This is a genomic window from Peristeroidobacter soli, assembly GCF_004138485.1.
In the GTDB taxonomy this organism is placed as follows: domain Bacteria; phylum Pseudomonadota; class Gammaproteobacteria; order Steroidobacterales; family Steroidobacteraceae; genus Steroidobacter; species Steroidobacter soli.
Window position 1 is genome coordinate 1,642,891 of record NZ_ML142848.1, and the last position, 22,505, is coordinate 1,665,395.

Annotated in this window: 21 protein-coding genes; 9 read left to right on the forward strand and 12 right to left on the reverse strand. The window is 62.6% G+C overall.

Annotation, left to right across the window (positions count from 1 at the left end):
* Positions 1 to 61 precede the first annotated feature (61 nt).
* The gene (locus EKO19_RS06885; RefSeq protein ID WP_157995148.1) at positions 62 to 1,285 is read right to left on the reverse strand and encodes a nucleotide disphospho-sugar-binding domain-containing protein; all 1,224 of its coding nucleotides are present in this window, start codon (positions 1,283 to 1,285) and stop codon (positions 62 to 64) included.
* Positions 1,286 to 1,728: 443 nt separating this feature from the next.
* Between EKO19_RS06885 and EKO19_RS06890 the strand changes: the two genes are divergently transcribed.
* The 3 genes from EKO19_RS06890 to EKO19_RS06900 are packed head-to-tail and all read left to right on the forward strand — an operon-like array spanning position 1,729 to position 4,500.
* Positions 1,729 to 2,130 carry an HAD family hydrolase gene (locus EKO19_RS06890; RefSeq protein WP_129775603.1) on the forward strand — a complete coding sequence of 134 codons (402 nt, stop codon included), beginning with the start codon at positions 1,729 to 1,731 and terminating at the stop codon, positions 2,128 to 2,130.
* Positions 2,123 to 3,763 carry an aminoglycoside phosphotransferase family protein gene (locus EKO19_RS06895; protein ID WP_129775604.1) on the forward strand — a complete coding sequence of 547 codons (1,641 nt, stop codon included), beginning with the start codon at positions 2,123 to 2,125 and terminating at the stop codon, positions 3,761 to 3,763. Before EKO19_RS06890 ends, EKO19_RS06895 begins: the two co-directional genes overlap by 8 nt.
* A complete protein-coding gene (locus EKO19_RS06900) occupies positions 3,739 to 4,500 on the forward strand; it encodes a glycosyltransferase family protein (protein ID WP_129775605.1) in 762 nt (253 codons plus the stop codon). The genes EKO19_RS06895 and EKO19_RS06900 overlap by 25 nt, the downstream gene beginning before the upstream one ends.
* A gap of 41 nt (positions 4,501 to 4,541) precedes the next feature.
* Here the strand turns inward: EKO19_RS06900 and EKO19_RS06905 are convergent, their stop codons facing one another.
* Positions 4,542 to 6,638 (reverse strand): TonB-dependent receptor, encoded by a 2,097-nt coding sequence (locus tag EKO19_RS06905; protein ID WP_175596974.1) that lies wholly within the window; start codon positions 6,636 to 6,638, stop codon positions 4,542 to 4,544.
* Between the two features lie 389 nt (positions 6,639 to 7,027).
* Between EKO19_RS06905 and EKO19_RS06910 the strand changes: the two genes are divergently transcribed.
* Positions 7,028 to 8,407 (forward strand): MATE family efflux transporter, encoded by a 1,380-nt coding sequence (locus EKO19_RS06910; RefSeq protein ID WP_157995149.1) that lies wholly within the window; start codon positions 7,028 to 7,030, stop codon positions 8,405 to 8,407.
* A gap of 30 nt (positions 8,408 to 8,437) precedes the next feature.
* Here EKO19_RS06910 and EKO19_RS06915 read toward each other — a convergent pair whose 3' ends face one another.
* Entirely contained in the window at positions 8,438 to 8,749 is a 312-nt protein-coding gene (locus EKO19_RS06915) for a hypothetical protein (protein WP_129775608.1), read from the reverse strand.
* 240 nt (positions 8,750 to 8,989) lie between these two features.
* Here EKO19_RS06915 and EKO19_RS06920 point away from each other — a divergent pair, with 240 nt between their 5' ends.
* The gene (locus tag EKO19_RS06920; protein WP_129775609.1) at positions 8,990 to 10,297 is read left to right on the forward strand and encodes a DUF445 family protein; all 1,308 of its coding nucleotides are present in this window, start codon (positions 8,990 to 8,992) and stop codon (positions 10,295 to 10,297) included.
* Between the two features lie 89 nt (positions 10,298 to 10,386).
* On the opposite strand, the gene cadR is transcribed toward EKO19_RS06920, so the two are convergent.
* Complete coding sequence (gene cadR, locus EKO19_RS06925) at positions 10,387 to 10,818, reverse strand: Cd(II)/Pb(II)-responsive transcriptional regulator (protein WP_129775610.1); 432 nt, start codon at positions 10,816 to 10,818, stop codon at positions 10,387 to 10,389.
* 72 nt (positions 10,819 to 10,890) lie between these two features.
* On the opposite strand from cadR, the gene EKO19_RS06930 reads away from it, so the two are divergent.
* From EKO19_RS06930 to EKO19_RS06945, 4 genes are all read left to right on the forward strand, one after another.
* Complete coding sequence (locus tag EKO19_RS06930) at positions 10,891 to 11,553, forward strand: cation efflux transmembrane domain-containing protein (RefSeq protein ID WP_129775611.1); 663 nt, start codon at positions 10,891 to 10,893, stop codon at positions 11,551 to 11,553.
* 16 nt (positions 11,554 to 11,569) lie between these two features.
* Positions 11,570 to 13,735, forward strand: a complete 2,166-nt coding sequence (locus tag EKO19_RS06935) for an OmpA family protein (RefSeq protein ID WP_129775612.1) — start codon at positions 11,570 to 11,572, stop codon at positions 13,733 to 13,735.
* A gap of 8 nt (positions 13,736 to 13,743) precedes the next feature.
* Entirely contained in the window at positions 13,744 to 14,136 is a 393-nt protein-coding gene (locus EKO19_RS06940) for a GFA family protein (RefSeq protein WP_129775613.1), read from the forward strand.
* A 141-nt stretch (positions 14,137 to 14,277) separates the two neighbouring features.
* On the forward strand, positions 14,278 to 15,006 hold the full coding sequence (locus tag EKO19_RS06945) for a DUF4197 domain-containing protein (RefSeq protein ID WP_217705155.1): 729 nt from the start codon (positions 14,278 to 14,280) through the stop codon (positions 15,004 to 15,006).
* On the opposite strand, the gene EKO19_RS06950 is transcribed toward EKO19_RS06945, so the two are convergent.
* The 8 genes from EKO19_RS06950 to EKO19_RS06980 form a co-directional block, all read right to left on the reverse strand.
* Complete coding sequence (locus EKO19_RS06950) at positions 15,003 to 16,241, reverse strand: sensor domain-containing phosphodiesterase (protein WP_217705156.1); 1,239 nt, start codon at positions 16,239 to 16,241, stop codon at positions 15,003 to 15,005. The genes EKO19_RS06945 and EKO19_RS06950 overlap by 4 nt on opposite strands.
* A gap of 64 nt (positions 16,242 to 16,305) precedes the next feature.
* Entirely contained in the window at positions 16,306 to 16,998 is a 693-nt protein-coding gene (locus EKO19_RS06955; RefSeq protein ID WP_129775614.1) for a DUF6445 family protein, read from the reverse strand.
* A gap of 240 nt (positions 16,999 to 17,238) precedes the next feature.
* The gene (locus EKO19_RS06960; protein ID WP_129775615.1) at positions 17,239 to 18,057 is read right to left on the reverse strand and encodes a c-type cytochrome; all 819 of its coding nucleotides are present in this window, start codon (positions 18,055 to 18,057) and stop codon (positions 17,239 to 17,241) included.
* Positions 18,057 to 19,676 (reverse strand): cbb3-type cytochrome c oxidase subunit I, encoded by a 1,620-nt coding sequence (locus tag EKO19_RS06965; protein ID WP_129775616.1) that lies wholly within the window; start codon positions 19,674 to 19,676, stop codon positions 18,057 to 18,059. Before EKO19_RS06965 ends, EKO19_RS06960 begins: the two co-directional genes overlap by 1 nt.
* On the reverse strand, positions 19,663 to 20,202 hold the full coding sequence (locus tag EKO19_RS06970; RefSeq protein WP_217705157.1) for a cupredoxin domain-containing protein: 540 nt from the start codon (positions 20,200 to 20,202) through the stop codon (positions 19,663 to 19,665). The genes EKO19_RS06965 and EKO19_RS06970 overlap by 14 nt, the downstream gene beginning before the upstream one ends.
* Complete coding sequence (locus EKO19_RS38565; protein WP_175596975.1) at positions 20,199 to 20,366, reverse strand: hypothetical protein; 168 nt, start codon at positions 20,364 to 20,366, stop codon at positions 20,199 to 20,201. The genes EKO19_RS06970 and EKO19_RS38565 overlap by 4 nt, the downstream gene beginning before the upstream one ends.
* Before the next feature lie 12 nt (positions 20,367 to 20,378).
* On the reverse strand, positions 20,379 to 21,608 hold the full coding sequence (locus EKO19_RS06975) for a c-type cytochrome (RefSeq protein WP_129776032.1): 1,230 nt from the start codon (positions 21,606 to 21,608) through the stop codon (positions 20,379 to 20,381).
* A gap of 58 nt (positions 21,609 to 21,666) precedes the next feature.
* Positions 21,667 to 22,398, reverse strand: a complete 732-nt coding sequence (locus tag EKO19_RS06980; RefSeq protein ID WP_129775617.1) for a c-type cytochrome — start codon at positions 22,396 to 22,398, stop codon at positions 21,667 to 21,669.
* Between the last annotated feature and the right edge of the window lie 107 nt (positions 22,399 to 22,505).

The window sequence follows — 22,505 nt, forward strand, 5'->3', positions numbered from 1 at the left end:
TATTAACCAGAGCTGCTTGCAAAGTCCCGGCTGAACGACCGATGACCCGCGCTTGTAGTTGTTATCGGGCGAAGCCGTTTCTGCGCGACGTTTCTGCCCGACCCGCGAGATATCCTTCGATCGCATCGGCGGCGGCGGTCGGACCGGGCGTCGTCGCAAAACGAGACTGCATGCGCTTCACTCGCGCCAGCATTGCTTCATCCGACGATGCGGTAGCGACCGCCTCTGCGAGTATCGCGGGCGTCACGCCTCGTTCGCGGACATAAACCCCCAACCCCAGATCGGCCATCCGGAATGCCACTTCGGAATTGAACGGGTTGAGCGAGACGGCGACCACGGGAACGCCGTGATACAACGCTTCCAGCGTGGTCCCCATTCCTCCCTGACACAGCATCACATTCGCGAACGGCAGGATCTCGCAGTTGAACGCCGTCCGGTTGATCTCGAAATTTCCCGGCCAGGATGCGGGCTCCGGAGTGTTCGGCGCCTTCGACACCACGACGTGATACTTCGACCCCGCGAACGCGGCGAGGCACAGTCTCAAGAAACTGCCGTCCGTGCCCGACGTCGCCTCGGAGATCAAGATGACCGGCCGCCCCCGCTCGACTGTGTTCCGCCATGCCCCCTGCCTCGGCGTGCGGTTGTGGGTCGCGCCGACGAACACGAAGCGACCGTCGAGACTTTCGAAATCGTATTGAAATTCTCTCGGCACACAGAAGATGTTGAGATCTTCGTAGTGCCACAGCTGATTGCTGCCTTCGAATCCGTACGTCGCCAGGAAGGCGTCGAGAAACCTGCCGAATCCGCTCATGGGCTCCGGCGTGGTACAGACACCGTCGATTCGCATCAGCGCGTTTCGATGGGCAAAGTGCGATTGCAGCTGGATCGCCGGGCAACCGAGCTGCTTCGCCAGTATCCGCCCCCCAAAGGCGAACCAGTCATAAAGAATCAGGTCCGGAGGATTCGCCGCGTAGAACGTTTGCAACTCCGCCACTGCGGCGGCCGAGCTCGCAAGCGCCGTCGGGGCAGTCACAAATGCGAACGCGCGCCAGTACTTGATGTCGTCGGACGCGACATCCTCATAGATCTTTTCCGCATTCCTGAGCTGAGGAAACTTGAGCTCGAGCGGCGTTACACCGGCTTCGCGTATCCGCGCGACGTAACTTTCATTCGTCGGATAGGTGACGCGATGGCCCCGCCTCACCAGTTCGGCACACACACCGAGGGCTGGAGCCACGTGCCCGCCGATCATGGGCGTGAATACTGCGATGTGGCGCGGTTCCATGTGCTGCTCCTCTTCTCGCTGCCGCCCGGACATCGCACGGCACGTTCGTGGGGCATGGACCCTACCCCGAGCTCCAGCGCAGTTAAACAGCATCGGTACATGCCATCGGGAAACGAGCGCCGAACGCCGGCCCCGCGCCGCTGCCGTGCGTGAAACTCGATTCACGCACGGCAGTGACAGACCAGGATCTTTGCTAGAGGACCGTTGGCGTTCCGGCGGGAAGAATTTGCACTCCCCGGTGTCATGTCGGCCGGATTCTCGAAAGCCAAAAAACCCAACTCGGTGCTGCTCCGGAATACATTTCCTGCGTCGATGGAAATTGGCGGCCGGCCGCGGCACTCACCGCTCCATTCTCAAGAAACAGTTGAGCGATCGGACCAGGGCGCTTGATCGCCGCGCGGATGTGACTAGCCTGTGCCGCCTATCGAAAGGATTGCCCACGAATGATCGCCCAGGAAAAAGTCATCGTCTTCGATGTGGACGGCACATTGGCGGGCCGCTGCGCCACCGGCCAGTCCTATGCCGCGGTGAGCCCCGTCGCGGGTGTCGTGGAACAAATGCGTCGCCTGAAAACACAGGGCTATTGGATCATTCTGTATACCAGCCGGAATATGCGCACCTACGATGGCAACATCGGAAGAATCATGCGCCACACCGCACCCGTGCTGGTGGAATGGCTGGCTCGCCACGAGATCCCGTACGACGAGCTTCATTTCGGCAAACCCTGGTGCGGCCATCACGGTTTTTACGTGGACGACCGGGCGATCCGTCCCCGGGAATTCGTCACGCTGAATTTCGAGCAGATCGAATCCCTCCTGCGCAGAGACCGATTGTCAGATGAATGATATTGCTGTGCTCGTGCCCGGCTGGGCCCGCCTGTCACCCGATATGGAAGCCGAGACGGGCGCCAAGTATGCGGCGTTCATCCAGCTCGGCGGCGCGCCCTTGTACAAGCGCATCATTTCGCAGTACCGCTGCGATGACGCCCGCGTCCGGATCGTCTTCCTGCTGGCCCCGGACGCGCCCGAGTTCGATATCGATCCTCCGGAAAACATCGGCATCGAAGCCGTCCGGCTCAAGGCCAGCGGCAGCATCGCGGAGACGGTTCTCGCCGGACTCAGGAATATCACGTCCGGCCAGCCGGTGGTGGTCCACATGGCGGACACTTTGATCGACATGGACGGCGTCCCGCTCGGCGATGCCGTGTATGTGCAATCTCGTAACGACCTTTATCGCTGGACCAGCGTGTCCGTCGATGCCGGTGGACGCATCAAGATCACCAACGATCGCAATGAAATCGAGCCGGGCGGTCCCAGGCCGGTCTGTGTCGGTCTGTTTTCGTTCGAGGATGGCAAGCGCCTGGCCACCGAGCTGAGCCGGGCGTTGGAGCATGGCAGTCCCGGACACGAACCGTTCTTCGCGGCGCTCGAAAGCTACTCCGCCGCCCGACCGATGGACCTGCGGCCCATCCAGCGCTGGCTGGATTGCGGGCACGTCGATGGTTACTACGAATCGCGGCTGTCCTATCAGAACCTGCGACACTTCAATACATTGAGTTATGACTCCGTGAAGGGCAGGGTCACCAAGAAATCGTTGAACTCGGAGTCGTTTCGCAAACAGGTGCGCTGGTTCAAACAGATTCCCGATGAAGTCGCGCCGTTCATTCCGCGGGTCTTCGAGAGCAGCGACGGCACCGAGCCGTTCATCACGATGGAGCTGTTGTCGATCCCGACGTTGGGCGATCTGCTGGTCAGCCAACGGCTGAATCTGGGGGCGTGGAACGATGTGGTCCGCTCCATTGCCTGCATTCAGGCCTGCTTCGCCGAGAAGGCCGTGAAGAATTCGCTGGCACCGCAGCTGGCGCGCGTCGTCTATGTGGACAAGACCCGTTCGCGCCTGGCGGACTTCCTTGCGCAGCACCCGTCGGCCAAGCGCCACTTTGTCCGTGTCGGCGGCGAGCAATGGTCCATCGGTCGAGTCCGGCAGACCCTGGACCGCTTCGTCGAACAGACGGGACTGCTGGAACTGGATGAGTTGACGCCGATCCACGGCGATTTTTGTTTCAGCAACCTGCTCTACGACCCCAAAGTCCGGCTGGTGAAGATGATCGACCCGCGCGGCGAATTCGGCGTGCCGGGAATTTTCGGGGATCGCCGATACGACCTCGCCAAGCTGGCCCACTCTTACGCAGGCAAGTACGACTTCATCGTGGCCGACCGGTTTTCGGTCGCCGTCGAACCGGAGGGCGGCTTGCACCTGCAGGTGCAGGCCAACGATTACTACACCCGAGTGCGATCGATCTTCGACGCGATGCTGTTGCCGGACGTTGCGCTTCGACAGCAGGTCTATGCGTTGCAGGCGCTGCTGTTTCTAAGCATGTTGCCGCTGCATGCGGATCAACCGCGCCGGCAGCTTGCGATGCTCGCGACGGGTCTGGAGCTCTATGCTCAAAGTTGGCACGCGGGAGCGCAGGGATGACGGTACTGATAACGATGGCTGGTTTGGGCTCTCGCTTCAGGCAAAGCGGCTACCTGCCCCCCAAGTTTCGGATCATGGCCCGCGGCCGCACTCTGATGGATTGGTCGCTGCTGTCACTGCGGGCTTTCTTCGCGGAGCGATTCGTCTTTGCCTGTCTCGATGAAGAGGATGGAGATTGGATTCGCTCGGCGGCGGCCGCGCTCGGTATCGCCGGCCCCGTCATTGCCAAACGCTCAGGCGTGAGTCGCGGGCAAGCCGAGACGGCATTCGACGCATTGAGCTACGTCGACCCGAGCCAGCCGCTGTGGATATATAACATCGATACCTGCGTTACCCCCGATGCCATGCACCCACGGGATCTAGGCACAGCGGCCGGCTGCATCCCGGTGTTCGATTGCAGCGAGCCCAACATGAGCTTTGTCCGCTATGGTTCGAGCGAGGCTGTGATCGAGATCGCGGAGAAGCGACCGATCTCGAGCTGGGCAACGGTCGGCCTTTACGGGTTTCGTTCCGCCGCGAGCTTTGCGGAACATTACGAGTCGGCCTACGAACGGGGACGCGTAAAAATCGCGCACGGCGAACGCTACGTTGCACCTATTTATGAGCTGATGATCAATGCCGGCGAGCGCGTCGTCGCGCCGCGCCTGAGCCCGGACGACGTCACTATTCTCGGCACGCCCGCACAGGTATTGGCTTTCGATCCGGCCGCGCAGCCGCCCTACGGCAATACTGCATGATGCGTCGAGCGCGGATCTCTCCGCGCTCGACTGAGCTTCGTTCAGTAGTGATATTCCAACTGCAGACCGATCGTACGCGGACGCAACCGGATGTGACCGTAGGCATCGGGTGTCGGGATGGGTGTGCCGTCCTCATCCGTCAGGTTGTCGACGAACAGGGCGGCGCTCCAGCCGTCCGGCGAATTCACGCCGAGGTTCAAGCGCGCCGTCAGAATGTTATCGCCGACCAACACGGTGGATTGGCCGCCGATCAGGGCGCGCGCCTCACGCAGCGAAACATAGCTCGCGGAGGTCGACACCACGGCCTCGTAGCCCCGACTGCCCACGGGGAAGGTGTAGTCGGCTGAGACACCCGCGGTGTATTCCGGCGAATTGGTGATGCGATCGCCCTTCTTGAATACCAGCGTGGTGCCGGAGAACACGTCCGCATCCATGGTCAGATCGTTCCAGCCGAAATTCGCCCCGAGCAGCAGGCCCTCGACGGGCCGGAAGTTCAACCCGAACTCCGCACCGAGTCCGCTGGCGGATTCGCCATTGACACCCGCACTCACGGTGAAGGCACTGCCCGTGCCCGAGATCGCCTGAATCGTGAGTTGTTGCTGGATGTCCTGCCAGTCGATGTAGAACACCGCGACCTCGAAGCTCAACCGGTTGTCCCATACCGAGCCTTTCGAGCCGATCTCGTAGTTGATCAGATTGTCGGCATCGATCGGCGGCAGGCTGGGCGCGCTCAACAGCACGATCGGTTGCTGGCTGAAGCCACTGCGGAAGCCTTCGGCGTAGGACGCATAGGTCATCAGCGAATCGTTCCAGTGCCAGGTCACGACGGCGCGCGGCGAGACGGCATCGAACTTATCGTCCACGGTAACCAGCGTGGCGTTCGGATCCGAGGTGCGCGCGGTCTCGTGCGTCACGACCTTGTCTTCGAAGTAACGTAATCCGCCCGTGAGCTCGAGCCGATCGTCCGCCAGCCGCCGCGTCAACTCGCCGAACACCGCCACCGATTCGGAGGTATCGTAGAAGCGGTTGCCCTTCGGATTGAGGTACTGGCGCCGCCATTGGAAGAACTTGTCCTTGGCGTCGCGGTACATGGCGCCCGCCGTCCAGCGCCACGGGCCGTCGCTGGTCGAGCTGAAGGTGAACTCCTGCGAGAACACCTGCGAATCGAATTGCGAGAGCAGCAGCGTGTTGGCGAACGCCGCACCGAAAATCGCTTCGTAATCCAGCGTGGCCGCATTGGTGAAATCCAGATAGCTGGTGGCGCTGGTGAACGTCACGGCCTGGAAATCGTAGCCGACCTTCAATCCATACACATCGTAGTCGACCGCCTGGGGTTCGTTCACTCTCGACACATAGGTGCGTCGATCGGTCGACGCGTCGCGGTTATCGAAGTCACTGCGAGAGCTCCACGCGGACAGACCGACCGAGAGCGCGTCCGTCGGCTGTGCATTGACCTTCAGCCGCATGTTGCGAATTTCGCTGCCGTTCGCGTCCTTGCGGAACGGACGATCGATCCAGCCGCTCCAGTCCTCATACCCCACCACGGCCCGCGCCGCGAGCTTGTCCTCGATGATCGGCACGTTCACCGCCATGTCGCCGCGGAAGTTGTCGCCGCCATCTGTCGTGCTCGAGCCGGTGACGCGCGCCTTCATCCCGAAATTCTTGAGATCCGCATCCTTCGTGAGCACGCGCACCACGCCGTTCGCGCTGCTCGCGCCATACAGCGTGCCCTGCGGGCCGCGCAGCACCTCCACACGATCCAGGTCATAAGCATTCGAATCGGGCACCGGCGAATTTCTGATCATCGCGAACGGCGCCGAATCCAGATAGTAACCGACCGGGCTGGATCCCTGGTTGACACCGGGACCGCTCACGCCGCGGATCGTCAATTGGGTAGTGCCGGTGCCCGTATCGATCGTGGCCACGCCCGGGCTGCGGGTCAACGCTTCTCTCATGCCCTGCACCGAACGGTCCAGCGTGTCGCCCTCGAGCACCGAGATCGACATCGGCACATCTTGCAAGCGCTCCACCCGCTTCTGCGCCGTGACAAAAATCTCATCGATGACTTTGCCATCCTCGGTAGCCGCGCCCCGGTCGGCACCGAGCAGCGCTGGCGAGACGGACGTCAAAGCAACCACGGAACAGACGGTGGCCGCGCTCCTTGCGCCACGTATCCGAGGAATCCTTCCTGACCGTTGATTCATATGAACAGTCGAAGCCATCGGAGCTCCCCATCTAGTTGTGTCGTTTGCCACCTGCTCAATATGACCGTGCTGTGACGACACCTACGCCCCCCCGGCAACAGCAAACAAATTCATTTCAGTTCGAATGGGATGACATCTCCCCGTGTGCCGATCTAGATCAAAATGGGTTCATTTTCGGCCACCGCGAGCCGGCGCATAATCCCATTCTCCAAGTCGGACACCGCGCCAATCGCGAGTGCTTTGCCGGCGCCGGCGCATGGGCGGCGCAACCGCTTTTGATTTGGGCAATAGTGGGCGCTTCGTACGCCCGATCGATGCCGCCAGTGAAAGACCTGACCCGAGGCTCCATCGCCATCCACATCCTCAGCATGGCGGCGCCCGTCGCCATCAGCATGGTGGCGGGCGTTGCGTACCACCTGATCGATTTGTACTTCGTGACGCGCCTCGGCACCGAAGCGACCGCCGGCATCAATGCGGCAGGGACCGCAACGTTCATTCTCTCGGCGCTGACCCAGGTGCTGGGCACTGGCACGACCGTGCTGGTGGCTCACAGTCTGGGCCGCAAGGACGTGGCCAACACCAATCTCCTTTTCAACCAATCCATGGTCATGGCCGTGGTGTGCGGCGTCATCGCGGTGATCAGCGTGTGCCTGCTGATGCCACCGTACATGCGCGTGGTCTCTCGCGAAGCGGGCACCATCGCAGCGGGCACCAGCTATATCTACTGGGTCGCACCCGCCTATGCCCTGTTGTTTCCGATGATTGCCATGAGCTCCACGCTGCGGGGCGCGGGTGTGATCAGACCCGCGGTATTCTTCGTGTCTCTGACCGTAGTGCTGAATGCCGCGCTGGCTCCGGTGTTCATCGCCGGCTGGGGCACCGGCATTGCTTTGGGCGTGAAGGGCGCGGGCCTGGCCACCAGCGTCGCGATCTTTGTCGGCGTGCTCTGCATGGGGCTGCATTTTTCTCGCACGCAGCGACAGTTCCGCCTGGAGCGTGCGCTGATCTATCCACAACTGAAGCAATGGCGACGCATCCTCGCCATCGGCTGGCCCGCCGGCGCCGAGTTCGTGCTCATGTTTTTAATGACGGGCGTGGTGTACTTCGCGATCCGGGACCAGGGCTCGACCGCGCAGGCGGCGTTCGCCATCGGTTCGAGGATCATGCAAACCCTGCTCTTGGCTGGAATGTCGGTCGCCTCCGCGGCGGGCCCCATCGCCGGCCAGAGTTACGGCGCCAACGATGCCGGCCGCGTCAACGAGGTGTTTCGAATCGCGGCGTTGCTGAGCAGCGCGGTGATGCTGACGACGACGGTGCTGGTACTGTTTCGAACCCCCGAGCTGGTCGGCCTGTTCGGTGCCGATGCCCGGACCGCGGGCGGCGCGACGCTGTTCCTGCACGTGATGTCCTGGACCTTTGTCGCGCAAGGCCTCGTCTACACCTGCGCGTTCATGTTTCAAGGCATCGGCAACACAGTGCCTTCGCTGCTCAGCGCGATCACCCGCTTCATCGTGTTCGCGGGGCCGGCGCTCTGGCTGGCGCGACAGCCTGGATTCCAGATCGAGCAACTGTGGTATCTGCTGGCGGGCTCGGTGCTGCTGCAGGCAGTCCTGAGTTTGTTGCTGCTGCGCATGGAGTTGCGACGAAGATTGCAGCCCCTCGCCCGACCCGCGGTGGCTGCGATCAGCTCGATGGCTCGATAGTCTTGCGTCGTCCGTGATACGCCCAACGGGCTACCCGTATAACTGCTCGCCGTCGGGCGCGAGCACCTGGCGTTCGCCCAGATCCAGCCCGGTCAGCTGCGGCTCGATCTTCGACAGGTCGCCCGCGATGGTCCAGACCATGCGCTCGACGTCCAGCAGGCGCACGGCGATTTCGTTCACGTCGTCCAGGGTCAGCGCCTGGAGACGGTCCGGGTGGGCCTCCCAGTACTCCGGCGTCCGGTTCTTCTGGACCAGGGATTCCATCACGGTCTGCAGGCCGCCGAGGCTGGCGATGGAGTTGTATCCGCGTCGAAATCGACGGCGGCCCCACTGTCGAGCCAAAGAGCGCTGCCGTTCGGCAACGACGCTTGCGTCACTGTCCCGATCGGGCTGGCAAAGTCGTGCTGGATGAACGACTGACGACCGCCCCTGCCGCAATCGGACGCACCATCTAACTATCGCGTCACCGCCCGTTCTGTCGCAAATTCCGCGTTCCGTTTTGGATCGCGGCCGGTCGAGGAGCCGCGCACAGAAGGAAATGTCAGAGCATCGCAATAGCACTTCCGACAAGTGGAGAGAGCAATGACACAGACCCATGACGTACAGCAGCTGAATCAAGCACTACAAGCCGCGATGCGCACAACGCGCGGTGGCGGAGCGCAATTCGGCGGGGGGCAATTCGGTGGCGGTTTCAACAGAATGAGCGGTGACTCGTCCGGTTGGGAACAGCAGATTGGCGACCAGCTTCGCGACCGCATCCGCGACGCGATTCATCAGCAATTGGTAGACACAGTCCACGAGCAATTGGCGGACACCTTGAAACGACGCCTGCGCGAGACGCTGCGACGGCGCCTGGCGGACGAGATTCGCGCTGCGTTCATGGAGGGCCAGAGCGCTCCGGAGGGATTCGATGTAGAGCGCATCGAATCCAGACTGAGCGAGCGTCTCTCGGAGATGGTTCACGAACGCATCGTCGAAGCACTGCGTGAGCGTGCCGGCGAGATACTGCGTACGCGGCTGAAACAAGTCTGCCGGGAGGCTGTGATGAATAGCCCCATCGCTCAGCAGTTCGGTCGCGAAGAAGCCGAATCGATCGGCTGGCGACTCAGCGCCACGCTCGAATCGCCGTTGCGCGAGCGAATCATCAGTGCGGCACGGGAGCGCCTGAAAGACGAGATTCGCGAGCGGGTCCAGAAATCGATTCGCGAACGGTTGCGTCAGGCATTGCAAACGGGCCTCACCCAGATGCAGTCAGGCAACGCCGACCCCGAACGGCTCATCTCGCTGGTGCGTGAGCACTTGAGCGAAGAAATCGAAGAGCGGGTGGGCGATGGCATTCGCGAACGGCTGCGGGAAGTTGTGCGTACCGGCGTAGGCGAAGCGCTGGAGGAGCGCCTGCAAGGCGCCGTGCGCTCGGCGGTCTCCGAACGTCTCATGATGAAGGCATCAGGAGGCGGATCGCAGCGGCTCGGATTTGGCGGACAGGCCGTGGGCGGTGGCATGGCAGGCGGCAGCGGCGGAGGACTGTCGGAGTCCATGCTGGATTCGCTGCGCGAGCGGATTGCAGACAACATTCGCGAGCGCGTCGGCCAGGACGTCCGCGAGCAGCTCAAGTCAGTCGTCGAGGATCGAATCGAGAGTGCGCAACGTGAGCGCCTGGGCGCAGCGGTTCGCGCGGCGGTGGCGGAACAGATCGTTCTCGGCGGATCCTTCAACATAGAACAGATCGCGCAAACGGTCCGAGACCGGATCGTGGACCCCGTGTGCGACCTCATCGTCTCGGGCATTCGCGAGCGTCTCGGTGAAGTAGTAGGTAACGGACTCGCCGAATCCGTCCGCAACGCCGTGTCGGAAACCACACAGCGCAGCGACTCATCGGGCATTCACTAGCACCCGCGTCGAGCGAACCGAGGAATCGGAGAGCGCACAGCACGGACGCGGCGCTCTTGCGCTGGATTCAGACGCGCAAGGTCGGTCCGTTAGTCTCCTGGGTGTGGCCGTTCCGGCCGAGCGGCAAGTAACCCGGCAAGGATCGCGCACTCACCCGCGCTCCTGGTGGAATCGCACCGACGCCGGAGCGATTCCAGATCCTGCTTCAGGCGCTGCATCTGCGCCACGCGGCGGGTGACGTCGGCGATGTGATCGTCGATCAGCGAATTCACCTGCTCACAACTGCTCTGCGGGTCTTCCTTCAGCTTGAGCAGTGAGGATATTTCCTCCAGCGTCATGTCGAGGGAACGACACTGGCGGATGAACACCAGACGGTCCCGATGAGCTTCCGAATAGAGCCGGAAATTTCCCGCCGAGCGATTCGGCTTCGGCAACAATTGCTCGCGTTCGTAGTAGCGAATCGTCGCCACGGGCACGTCGACTTGACGCGCCAGTTCTCCGATCCGATATGACCTGGCCATTGCAGTCTCCTCTTGACTCTGAAGTTACTACAGAGTGCTCAATAGCCGCACCCTGCTATTGAAGGAACCGCGATGAGTGATTGCCACCAGGGGGGCTGCTGTGCTCCGCCGACGGGAAATTCGGCGCGTTTTCGCCGTGCGCTGTGGCTTGCGCTGGTCGTCAACGGCGCCATGTTCGCCATCGAATTCTCCGCTGCCTGGCACGCCAGCTCGGTCTCCTTGCTGGCCGACGCCGTCGACTTCCTGGGCGATTCGGCCAACTACGCCATAGCGCTGTTCGTGCTGGGACTGGCTCCTGTGTGGCGCTCCCGGAGCGCGCTGATCAAAGGCCTCTCGATGGGGGTTTATGGAATCTTTGTATTCGGCCAGGCCGCCTGGGCGGCTTTCGACAGCACCGTTCCCAATGCAATCACCATGGGCCGCGTCGGCTTCCTCGCGCTCGCCGCCAATGTCGGCGTGGCACTCCTTCTTTATAGCTTCCGCGACGGCGATGCCAACATGCGCTCGGTATGGTTATGTTCACGCAACGACGCCATCGGCAACGTCGCCGTCCTGCTCGCCGCACTCGGCGTTTTCGGGACGGGGAGCGGCTGGCCGGATCTGGTCGTTGCAACCATCATGAGCGGGCTCGCGGTGTTCGCAGCGGTCAGCGTGGTGAAACAGTCGTTGACGGAGCTGCGCGGAAACGCTGGGCAGGTCAGCGCCAAGCCGGAGGCTGCCGGCCACATGCACTAGTGCTACTCTGGAAAGGATGAACGCAGAGAACGCAGGCAGAAATTACAGCCGGAGAGCGCGATCGTATGTTGCCGCGTCGGTCGCCGTGGTCATCGCAGCGATCGTTCTGTGGGCACTCTACTGGCCGGACAGCGATTGCGATCAGCCCAGCTGCGCGCGACAGCGCTATTCAGTCGCGCTGGAAGTCGACTCATTGGCGCACATCGAGCCCATCAGCTTCGACGTTGACGAAGCGGACGAACCCATTTCCCTGGCTGGGATTTTGCGTGACGGCGGCATCGAGCTGAACCTGGCGCTCGATGAGACCCACCTGCCCTACGACCCGGCCAGCGGTCCGCTCGACCGCGCCGATCTGTTCCAGTTCGTCAACGCCTGGAAGAACAAATCCGTGCCGGGAACGGATGCGACGCTGTACGCGCTGTTCGTCAATGCCTTGATGGCGGACGACGGCTCGGAGTTGTTCGGCATCATGTTCGACACATCGGGGCGCGAGGGCTTTGCCGTCGCGCCAAGAACGACCGAACGTTTCTTTCGCGCGCATGAGCCCACGCAGATCGCGACGCTGCAACTGAGAACGTTCGCTCACGAGCTGCTACATGCGTTCAACAGACATCACACCGATGCCGCGCAAACGCGAGAGGGCCGATTGACGCTGGAAGCGCCGACACGCTGCATCTCCGAAATGCAGCCGCGTGGCTGGCGCTTGCGCGAAGCACCGCTCATGACGATCAGCCCGAGCACGATCCGTTTCTTTCAAACAGCCGGTGCGCGCGACATTCTGCCCGGACCGGCGAACTCGCCCTACACTTCTCGACGTGCGTCACCAACGGAATGTGACGATGTCCGTACGCAAGTGGTGAATCCAGACGAGCGCTCGCGCTTTGCATTGGCGCTGCGCAGGTTGCAACTACTGTTCGGCTTCAGTAGCGCGGAAGCCGCGGAAGCGGAGTCGCCGCCGCCCAGTGCGGACATTCGACTGCAGGCTCAGTCGGCTGCGTATCCCCTTGGATATCCGGTGGCGATCCGGCTCACCGTCAACAACACGGGCGAACAGGCCCTGCCGATCGTCGGCAGACTGAATCCCCGCTATGGCATGTTTGTAATCGAATATCGTCAATCGGGCGCGGCTGAATGGCAGACGGTGCAACCGCTCAACTGGTTCGAACCGACCAGCGACGACAATGCCCGGCTCGCCCCCGGCGCCATCACCGAAGCAACCATTCCCATCTATTTCGGCGACGAGGGCTGGAGCTTCGACGCAGCCGGCGACTATGAAGTTCGCGCGCGGCTGCAGGTCGGGCCACCTCATGAAGACATCGTCAGCGAGCCGATCACCATCGCGGTCACCAAACTGAGCACACCCGATGATCTCGCCGCTCTGCAGGTGCTGCTCGACGCCGACGGCCGACTGGCCAAGGACGTGGGCCGCCTGCTGTACTTCGGCGGCCGCATTGGCGATAGAGATGACCTCGAGCCCCTGGAGCGCGCGACCCAAACGCTAGGCCACACCTCCGTGGGCGGCGCCTTGCGTTTGACGCTGTTATCGCAGCGCCTGCGCCGGCCCATCGATCCAACCACCGGCATCCGGCCAGCGCCGAACTTCGAGGATGCCATGGATCTGATCGAAGACACCTGCACCGACAGCGGCGTGGCCGCAATGACGTCCGAGGTCCTGGAACAGCGCTCGGACATACCCGGCAATCTTCGGGCGCGTGCGGCAACGGATGCAATGGCATGGGATGGCATCACAGCCAGCGGGCGCACGATTGCGACGTATTCGGATCCTTTACTGCGACGACGCGGCCCCTCACTGCATTTCTGTTTCAACGAAGCCGAGCTTCGTGCCCCGGCGCGCACGGCGATCACGAAACTCGCCCGACAACTGCGCCGAGAGCGCGCCTCACGCGTCGTGGTGGTGGGTCACAGCGATTCGGTAGGAACATGTCGTTACAACGACACGTTGGCGCTCAAGAGAGCCCGCTCGGTACAGCGGGCGCTGGCGGCATCCGGCATGGGCCGCATCCCCGTCGAAGTCGTCAGCATCGGGGAACGCCGGCCCATGAGCTTCTCGTCGGCGAACGAGGCGCAACAGTTGAATCGCAGAGTCGAGATCCTGGTCGAAGGAAAAGCCGACGACACCGCGAGTGCTCACATCATTCCCAAATGCCCCACGAGCCGATAGGAGCCACCATGGACCGCTTCACCGGAGGTTGCCTGTGCGGCAACGTACGAATCGTGGCGTCGGGTCGTCCTTATCGAGTCGGCATCTGTCACTGCCTCGACTGTCGCAAACATCACGGCGCGCTCTTCCTCGCTACCGCGATATTCCCTCAGGACGCAGTGACCATCGAGGGTGAAGCCCGCGACTACGCCGGACGGTTCTTTTGTCCTCGCTGCGGCTCGTCGGTTTTCTCACGCAGCGGCGACGAGATCGAAGTGCATCTGGGATCGCTGGATGCCCCGGATCAACTGCAACCCACCTACGAGCTCTGGACGGTTCGCCGCGAATCCTGGCTGCCGCCGTTTCCGCTCGCGAGACGATACGAACGCAATCGTGACGGTGCGAGTCGCTTCGAGGAATAACCCGGCCACCGCAGTGGCCGGGCCTATCGACGCTAGAACTTGCCCGCCGCTTCCCGCGGAAGACGAGCAACGCGGTCCAGCGCCGCAACGAGTCGAGTCGCGATACACTCCGCCCTCCAGCGGGAACGTATCGGGAATGTCATGCAAATTCGTCGAGGTACGCGAGCAATCGCGATCGTGGGCTTGGCCGTTGCAGTGAGCACCGGCTTGGGCGCGTGCGCGGAAATGTCGCAGGTTCTGCAGTCGAGCGGCGGAGCCTCTGGCAGTTCCAATCAGTCCGGTTTGTCGCGCGCGGTCAAGGAATCGCTCGAGCTGAGCAGCACCCGTGCGGCGGAGCTTCTGTCAAAGACCGGCGCCTATCAGAACAGCTCGATCTATCGCATCCGGCTGCCGGAATCGGTGCAGCCCCTCGCCACCCGGCTGCGACAGTTCGGCCTGGGCGGGCAGATCGACCAGATCGAGAAGCTCATGAATCAAGGCGCCGAGCACGCCGCGGTTCAGGCGAAGGACGTGTTCGTCAGTGCCGTGCGAAGCATGACGATTTCGGATGCGCTGGGCATCGTGCGCGGCAACGACACTGCCGCGACCGCCTACTTCCGCCAGCACACTGAAGCTGAATTGCGACAGAAATATCTGCCCATCATCCAGAGCAACCTGCAACAGATCGGCTTCTACAATCAATATCAGCAGCTGCTCAGCGCTTACAAACAATTGCCGCTGACCAACAAGCCCGACCTGGATCTGGAACAGCACGTGCTCACACAGAGTCTGAACGCGCTGTTCACTCAAGTGGGCGAGGAAGAAAAGGCGATTCGCAAAGATCCGATCGGTCGCGGCAGCAGCGCGATCGCGGCCGTGTTCGGTCGCTAAGCGCTCGGAAACGGCCGACTGATCGCCTCCATGAACGGCATCGGCCGCGCCAGGAAATATCCCTGGGCGCAGCCCGCGCCGAGCTGTCGCAGCGTCCGCAACTCCGCTTGCGTTTCCACACCTTCGGCAACGATGCGTGCCTGCGTTTCGCGAGCAAACGCGATGAGCGCCGAGGCCAGCGCCCGACGCTTGGGATCGCTGTCGATGTCGCGAGTCAGACTGATGTCCAGCTTGATCAGATCCGGCTGAATATTGAGCACGTGGCGCAGGCTGGCGTAGCCCGCGCCCGCATCGTCGATGGCAACCCGCAATCCCTGTGCGCGTAACGGCGCGAGAGACGAAAGCAGCGCCGGGTAATCCTGAATGTAATCGTGCTCGGTGATTTCCAGAACGATGCGGCCGAGTCCCGCCGAGAGCAGCAACTCGTGCAGGCGCCCGCTCAACAACGTCTGCGGCGAACAGTTCAATGCCAGATAAACATCCGTGGGCAACGAAGGCAACGCGCTCAGCGCGTTGCGGATCGCCGCAAGCTCGAGATCCACGACCATGCCGACCCCCGCCGCTTGCGCGAACCATTCATCGGGCGGGCGCTGCGGTTCGAGACGGAAGCGCGACAGGCATTCCAATCCAGCCAGCCGCCGGGTCGATAGATCGTAGATCGCCTGATACAGGATCGAGGGCTGCCCGGCATCGAGCGCGGACGTGACGATTCTCTTGCGCTGTTCGAGCGTGCGCTGCTGCTCCAGATCGCGATCGATCTGATCGGCCAGCAACGCGGCGAACACATGCATCACCTTCAGGTCACGCTCCCCCAGCGACGGATCGGGCGCGAAACTGAAACAGCAAAAGGTGCCGAAGACGCGTCCGTCCGACAGTCGAATGGGCACACTCAAGTGAGCGCCGATTGGAATGGCCTGCGTGTCCGGCAACGCCTGCGCCGCCGGGACCTGCTGCGTGTCCGGAATCAACTCAGGCAGTCGCCCTTCGACCACTCGTTTGCAATAGCCCTGTTCCAACGGCGCGGCATCGCCGGACACGATGGGCGTACGATCCCGGGCGTCCACATGACGGAAGATACGATCGTGAGTGCGGAATTCCGCGACGAAAGCGACGTCCATGTCGAGGTGGTTGCGAATGGCATGCAGCACCTTGTTGACGGCGTCCGTGCCGACGGAGGGCTGAAGATTGCTGTCGATCAACTCTGTCAGTGGCATCTTCACCGCGCCGTGTGCCATGAAAGACCTCTGGTTATCCACCTCGCCGAGGGTCGTTCATATCATAGGAGCTGACGCGCCCGCGTCAGGGGTCGACGAAGCAGTTGATCGACAGCCGGCCGGTTCTGGGATTCGGATCCGGCACGAAGGCGCGGTCGATCGAGCCCGAGTGCAGGGAGTTGCGGCGGTAGACGAGCACGCGGTTGAAGACGCCCTCGGCTCGGGCGATTTCTTCGAACAGCGCCGTGTCGCCATTGATGTATTCCAAGGACGGCCGGTCCGGGCCGGCACATTCGGAATCCAGCGCACGCGAGTACACCGGCCCGCGCTCCCGATCCAGATATTCGTAGCCCGTGGCTCGATGACGATAGAACGCGGTGCCGCCGTGTTTCGCCGTGAACAGATAATGGATGGTCGCCAGCCCTTCGGGGGCGAGTGAATCGACGTGGGGCAGCCGCTGTAACAGCGTCAGCTCCGCGGCCGGCGTCGTCACCAGGGAGTAGTGACACATGCTCAGGCGCAACGACGGGCTCGTCAAGCCGAAATGCTCGCCGACCAACGCAGGCAGGCGAGTCACCATGAAGTGCTCGTATGAAGGCGGCGCCTTGACCCGAATGCCCGGATAGTACTGCCCACCCGACGCGAACTGCGCCGTGGCCGCCTTCTTCACCAGCCGCTCGGGCTCGGCGACGAAATTATCGATCACCACCAGCGGCGCGCCTTCGCGTCCGAGCGTGAGTTTCTGGATGCGGAGCTGGGGGTGCAGGTCCAGGATCATGCAGTCGATTGTAATCGGGCCGGCGGCCGGCGCCACTGCTTACGTCATCGGCACCAGTTCATCGAGCGCGTCGAGCCATTCGGCGGTTCCCAGGCCGCCGCCGGGTCGTTGCCGGCGCCCGATCCATCATGCGACTGGCAACGCAGCCTCTGGAAACACGAGTTCTGGCTCTCGCGGCTCGCCTTCTCGTAGAAAAAGTTGCGGTCCTCATACGCCGGAGGGCAAGCGCGCGACACAAAGTCAGGGCGCGGCGCGCCCCGGCTCGCCGTTACTCGCCTTGCGCGCGTAGAAGGTGGCAACCTCGTCGATCTCCGCGTCGGTCATGGCGCGCGCCATGTTGCGCATCTGGGCGCCGGGATCGTTGTGCCGGGTGCCGGCGATGAACGCTTTCAGCTGAGTGACCAGATAACGCTTGGGCATGCCCTCCAGCCAGGGTGCGCCGAGCTTCTGATCCACGCCACCGTGACACGAGATACAGGGTGCAATGTTTCTTAGCGGATCGCCGACACGGATCAACGCGGGCAATGTTTCATCGTAGGTCGTCGGCGCCGTGCGGGCCTTGGGCAGATACGCGTAGTAAGCCGCCAGGTCGCGGACATCGCGGTCGCTGAGTCCGTTGACGATGGCTTCCATGATGGGGCTGGAGCGATGACCGCTGCGATAGTCCTCCAGCTGTTTGATGACGACTTCCGGATACTGGCCGGCGAGATTCGGCGCATCCGACCGACTCATTCCCTGCGCGCCATGACACATCGTGCAATTCAATGCGAGCGTCGCGCCGCGACCGATCTCGGCATTGGTTCCAGCCCTGGCCATCGCAGGCTCGAGCACGACCGACGTGGACGTGCCCGCCTGACTCGCATTGTCCGACCCCCAATTCGCCGGCACACCCGCGGCCCGGCAGATGCCGGCCCATAGCCCTTCCAGCGTGAAATCTTCGTGCACCGGCGGCAGCCAGATGAAGCCGATCAGCATCGACACGATCGTCAGCGCCACCAGCGCGATGACGGATCGTTTCACCACGCGATTGTGCCACGAGAACAGCCGTTCCTCGGACATCACCGCCCTCCGATGGGAATCACCGGCACGGACGCCTGCTCCAACGAGGCGAGCTGCACGATGGGCCAGCCATAGTTGACCAGCGTGAGCGCGATCATCATCGTCACCCACACGGCAAAGGTGTTGAGGGCGACGGGCGTGCGTGCGGGCATGTGAATGGGCTCGCTGAACGTATATGGGACCGGAGCCTCATGCGTCCGCCGCGCCCGCGCCAGAATGTAAACAAACAACACCGCCGAGATGACCAGCAGCAAGCCACCCAGCGTCGACGCCGTCACCGTCCACGCCTGCGCCTGCAACTCCGGATGACTGTAATCGTAGTACGCCATGCGCCGGGGCATGCCGAGGATGCCCACCCAATGCCACGGCATCGTCAGCACCATCATGCCGACGAACCACAGCCACAGCTGCGTTCGCATCAGCCCCGCCGGCATCGACCCGCAACGCATGAGCTGCGGCCACAAGTCGTAGGCGATCATGAAGTACATGATGACGATGGCGCCGGCGAAGATCAGATGGAAATGCCCCGTCACCCACTGCGTGTTATGGACGGTCTCGTTGAGCTGATAGCTCATGTTGATGATGCCGCCCGCGCCACCGAAGCCCAGCATGATGAACGCGAAAGTCACTGCGAGCATCATGGGATTGTCCCACGGCAAGGCCTTGATCCAGCCGAGCATGCCTTTGCCACCGCGCAGGCGACCCGCGATTTCCACCGACGCGACGATCGTGAACACCGTCAGCAACGTCGGCACCGACACCATCGCCGTCATCGCCGCATGCACGAACTTGAATCCCGCACCGACCTGCGGATCGGCGAACAAGTGATGAATGCCGATGGGCATCGAGAACACCAGGAACAGCGCGAACGCCACGCGCCCCATCGTGTCGCTGTACAGCCGTCCGCCGATGGCTCGCGGCACGATGGAGTAGAACGCGATGTACGCCGGCATCAACCAGAAATAGACGATCGCGTGCAACGTCCATGAGAAGAACACGCGCGCGAGGCCGGCATTGATCGTATCGGTGAGACCGAGCGAGGCCGGCAGGATCAGCACCAGTACTTCCACTGCCGCGCCCACCGATGTCCAGGCCCACAAGTAAGCGCCCGCGAGATTGCCGTACATCGCAAGCGGCACAGTCGCGCCCGGATTCTCCTTGCGCCACGCCCGCAGATTGATGGACATCAGCGCGACCCAGATCCACGAGCCGACCACGACCAGCACCACCCCCAGGTAATAGAACGGACTCGCAATCATCGGTGGATAGAACGTATAGAGCACCGATGCCTTGCCGAGCGCGACAGTGATGGCCGCCATCGCCGTGCCGACAATCACCAGCCAGAAGCCGGTCCACGCCCAGCGCAATCCGATGAGCGGACGTTTCAATGCCAGCTCCGAGATCGCGTAGCCGAAGCCCATGGCGACCAGCGTCGGCAGCACGTATGCCATGACCGTGCCGTGCGCGGTCACCGAACGATAGTAATGTTCCGGGTTGTTGATCCACGCGCTCAGCGGGCTGCGCATGAACATCTGCCACTCGCCCAGAAAAATGGCGCCGAGGAAGGCGACGAACGCGACCCAGAAATGAGCCAGGACCAGGCGTCTAGCGACGAACACAGCTCAACCTCTTTTCTTGGCCGATACGGGCGAGGAATTCCTGCTGGGGCACGACCTGCACGCGCGCCCACATCGCTTCGTGACCGATGCCGCAATACTCGTGGCACGGCATGAGATGCTCACCGGCAGTCCGGAAGGTGGTGGTGAACGTCGCCACGAAGCCGGGAATCATCATGGTGTTCGCATTCGACTTGCCGATCGAGAAGCCGTGAATGGCGTCGCTGCTGGTGCCGCGAAACGTCACCGGCATGCCCTCCGGCACGACCAGACATTGCGGCTGGAACGAATACTGTTGAGCCAGCACTCGCACCACCACCTTGCCGTCGCTCTCCAGCGCGGTGCCAAGATTGCTTTCGACGAACTCGCCCTTGAGATGCAGCGTCTTCACATCCACCGTCTCGACGCGCGACGGCGGCATCGCCGCCCAATGCAGACCGGTGACCACCATCATGGCGATCAGCACGGCGATGATGGCCGCGACGATGATCGCCCAGCGCTGCTCGGCCGCTTCGGCAACCGCACTCACTGCACGGCACCTCGCGGCAGATAGATGAAGAAATAAAACGCGAAATAGATCAGCACGACGATGGCGGTCGCGATGCCCGCGAGCGCGAACGCCCCGGCCGGCCCCTGCGCCACGATCTTCTCGATCTCCTCGTCGCGTCGCGCATCATCTGGCGATGGTTGCATGGCGGTTCTCCGTCATTCGGGGATCAAGGTACGCAGCTCGTTCGCCTGCTCGGGCGTCACCGGTGTACCGCTGTTGTTCCAGGCGACACGGATATAAGTCACCACGGCCGCGACGGCCTTGTCGTCGAGCAAATGCGAGAACGGCGGCATGCCATGCGGACGCGGATTCTTCTTGGTACCGGGCGAATAACCGCCGTTGAGCACCATGCGAATCGAGTTCACGGGCGAAGACATGGTGATCGATTGATTGCCGGCCAGCGGAGGAAACGAGACGCCGTGCCCCTCGCCTTCCTTGCCGTGGCACATCGAGCACTGCTCCTCGTAGGTCTTGCGCCCCAACTCCATCACGGATGGATCCACCAATCGCGCCTGACTCGGCGGCGGCGGTTCGGAGTCGCGAGGCGGTAGCGATCTCAAATACACCGCCATCGCCTTCGCATCGTCATCCGTCAGGTACTGCAGACTGTTGTAGACGACCTCGGCCATCGGGCCATAAACGGCGCCACGCTTCGAGGTGCCGACCTGCAACAGATCCGCGATGTCCTGCAGATCCCAATTGCCCAGGCCCGCCTCACGATTCGACGTGAGCGACGGTGCGTACCAATTCTGATTCGGAATCATGCCGCCCTCGAACGCCTGCGACTCGCGCGAGCCGCCCAGCGCATTGACCGCGGTATGACACATCGAGCAATGGCCGAGCCCCTTCACCAGATACGCGCCCCGATTCCATTGCTCGGATTGTTTCGGATCGGGCTGATATTCCCCTTCCCTGAAATACAGCGTGCGCCAGCCGATCAGCAGCTCGCGCTGATTGAAAGGGAAGCGCAACTCGTGCGGACGGTTCTCCCGCTTCACCGGCGGCACCGACATGAGATACGCATAGATGGCGTCGGAGTCCTCGCGCGTGACGTTGGTGTAGTTGGCGAACGGCATTGCTGGATAAAGCAAGGTGCCGTCACGCGACACGCCCGTATGCATCATTCGATAGAAGTCATCGGAGCTCCACAGACCGATGCCGGTATCGTCATCCGGCGTGATGTTCGGGACGTAGAGATTGCCGAAAGGCGTCGGCATGGGCCGGCCGCCAGCGAATGCAGGTCCGTTGACCTCGGTGTGACAGGCGACACAATCGCCCGCCCGCGCCAGATATTCGCCACGCTCGATGATTTCAGTGGTCGCGTTGGTGCGCGCCCCTTCCATTCTCGGCAACAGGCCGGGACGTAGCAGATACAGGGCGACCATCGCCACCACCAGCCCGATCACGACAAACAATGCGAATCGCGTCCGCTTGCGCACGGGCTCACTTCCTCGGTTGGCTGCCGCACGCCAGCGGCATGCGGATCAGATTCGACGACTCCGGCGACAGATCCTTCGGCGCCTCTTGTCGCGACAGCCAGGCCGCGACCGCGACGATGTCCTGATCGGACAGCCGGGTGGCGATGCGCTTCATGCAATCCGGCTCGGTCGCGTGCCGGTCGCCGAGTTGCCAGCGCGTCAACTGCGCCACGATGTAGGTGGGTCGCAGTCCAGCCAGGCCGGGGATGCCCGGTTCCATGCCGGTCAAGCGCTCGCCGTGACAGGCCACGCAAGCTGGAATGCCCCGACTCTCATCACCGCCAGTGACCAGTGACTGCCCGCGCGTCACGACGGCCGGATCGGCGGGCGTGATTTCGCGCGCAGCGAATGGCGGCCGCTCACCAGCAAAGTGCTCGGCGATCTCGTGCAGATATTTATCCGGAAGGTACGCGACCAGATAGTTCATCGGCGGATACTTCCGCGTGCCGTTCTTGAACGCCAGCAGCTGGTTGTACAAATAGCCGGCGGGTTTGCCCGCGATCCTCGGAAAATAGCCGCTGCTCGTGCCCTGCCCCTGGTGTCCATGGCAAGTCACGCAGCCCTGCACGCGCGCATCGATCGAGTCGACGCTCGTGAACGCGGGGGTGGTGTCGCGAGGGGATTGTGGATTTTGTTGAGCCATCGCTGCCGACCCGCCCATCAGGCCAACAGCGATCGCTATCGCTCGCACGAGCATGAACTGCCTCCTTGGTCGCCTCGAGGAGGGTGCATGCAGCTCCAGCGTTGCGCTGTCCGTATGTACCGCGACGCCGTGCTGCAAAACTAGAACAAAAGGGGCCTGCT

Excerpts from the sequence above, each read along its gene's own strand:
- EKO19_RS06885 (WP_157995148.1), bottom strand. The coding sequence starts at position 1,285 with ATGGAACCGCGCCACATCGCAGTATTCACGCCCATGATCGGCGGGCAC.
- EKO19_RS06890 (WP_129775603.1), top strand. The coding sequence starts at position 1,729 with ATGATCGCCCAGGAAAAAGTCATCGTCTTCGATGTGGACGGCACATTG.
- EKO19_RS06895 (WP_129775604.1), top strand. The coding sequence starts at position 2,123 with ATGAATGATATTGCTGTGCTCGTGCCCGGCTGGGCCCGCCTGTCACCC.
- EKO19_RS06920 (WP_129775609.1), top strand. The coding sequence starts at position 8,990 with ATGACACAGACCCATGACGTACAGCAGCTGAATCAAGCACTACAAGCC.
- cadR (WP_129775610.1), bottom strand. The coding sequence starts at position 10,818 with ATGGCCAGGTCATATCGGATCGGAGAACTGGCGCGTCAAGTCGACGTG.
- EKO19_RS06930 (WP_129775611.1), top strand. The coding sequence starts at position 10,891 with ATGAGTGATTGCCACCAGGGGGGCTGCTGTGCTCCGCCGACGGGAAAT.
- EKO19_RS06935 (WP_129775612.1), top strand. The coding sequence starts at position 11,570 with ATGAACGCAGAGAACGCAGGCAGAAATTACAGCCGGAGAGCGCGATCG.
- EKO19_RS06940 (WP_129775613.1), top strand. The coding sequence starts at position 13,744 with ATGGACCGCTTCACCGGAGGTTGCCTGTGCGGCAACGTACGAATCGTG.
- EKO19_RS06945 (WP_217705155.1), top strand. The coding sequence starts at position 14,278 with ATGCAAATTCGTCGAGGTACGCGAGCAATCGCGATCGTGGGCTTGGCC.
- EKO19_RS06950 (WP_217705156.1), bottom strand. The coding sequence starts at position 16,241 with ATGGCACACGGCGCGGTGAAGATGCCACTGACAGAGTTGATCGACAGC.
- EKO19_RS06955 (WP_129775614.1), bottom strand. The coding sequence starts at position 16,998 with ATGATCCTGGACCTGCACCCCCAGCTCCGCATCCAGAAACTCACGCTC.
- EKO19_RS06960 (WP_129775615.1), bottom strand. The coding sequence starts at position 18,057 with ATGTCCGAGGAACGGCTGTTCTCGTGGCACAATCGCGTGGTGAAACGA.
- EKO19_RS38565 (WP_175596975.1), bottom strand. The coding sequence starts at position 20,366 with ATGCAACCATCGCCAGATGATGCGCGACGCGACGAGGAGATCGAGAAG.
- EKO19_RS06975 (WP_129776032.1), bottom strand. The coding sequence starts at position 21,608 with ATGGTCGCCCTGTATCTGCTACGTCCCGGCCTGTTGCCGAGAATGGAA.
- EKO19_RS06980 (WP_129775617.1), bottom strand. The coding sequence starts at position 22,398 with ATGCTCGTGCGAGCGATAGCGATCGCTGTTGGCCTGATGGGCGGGTCG.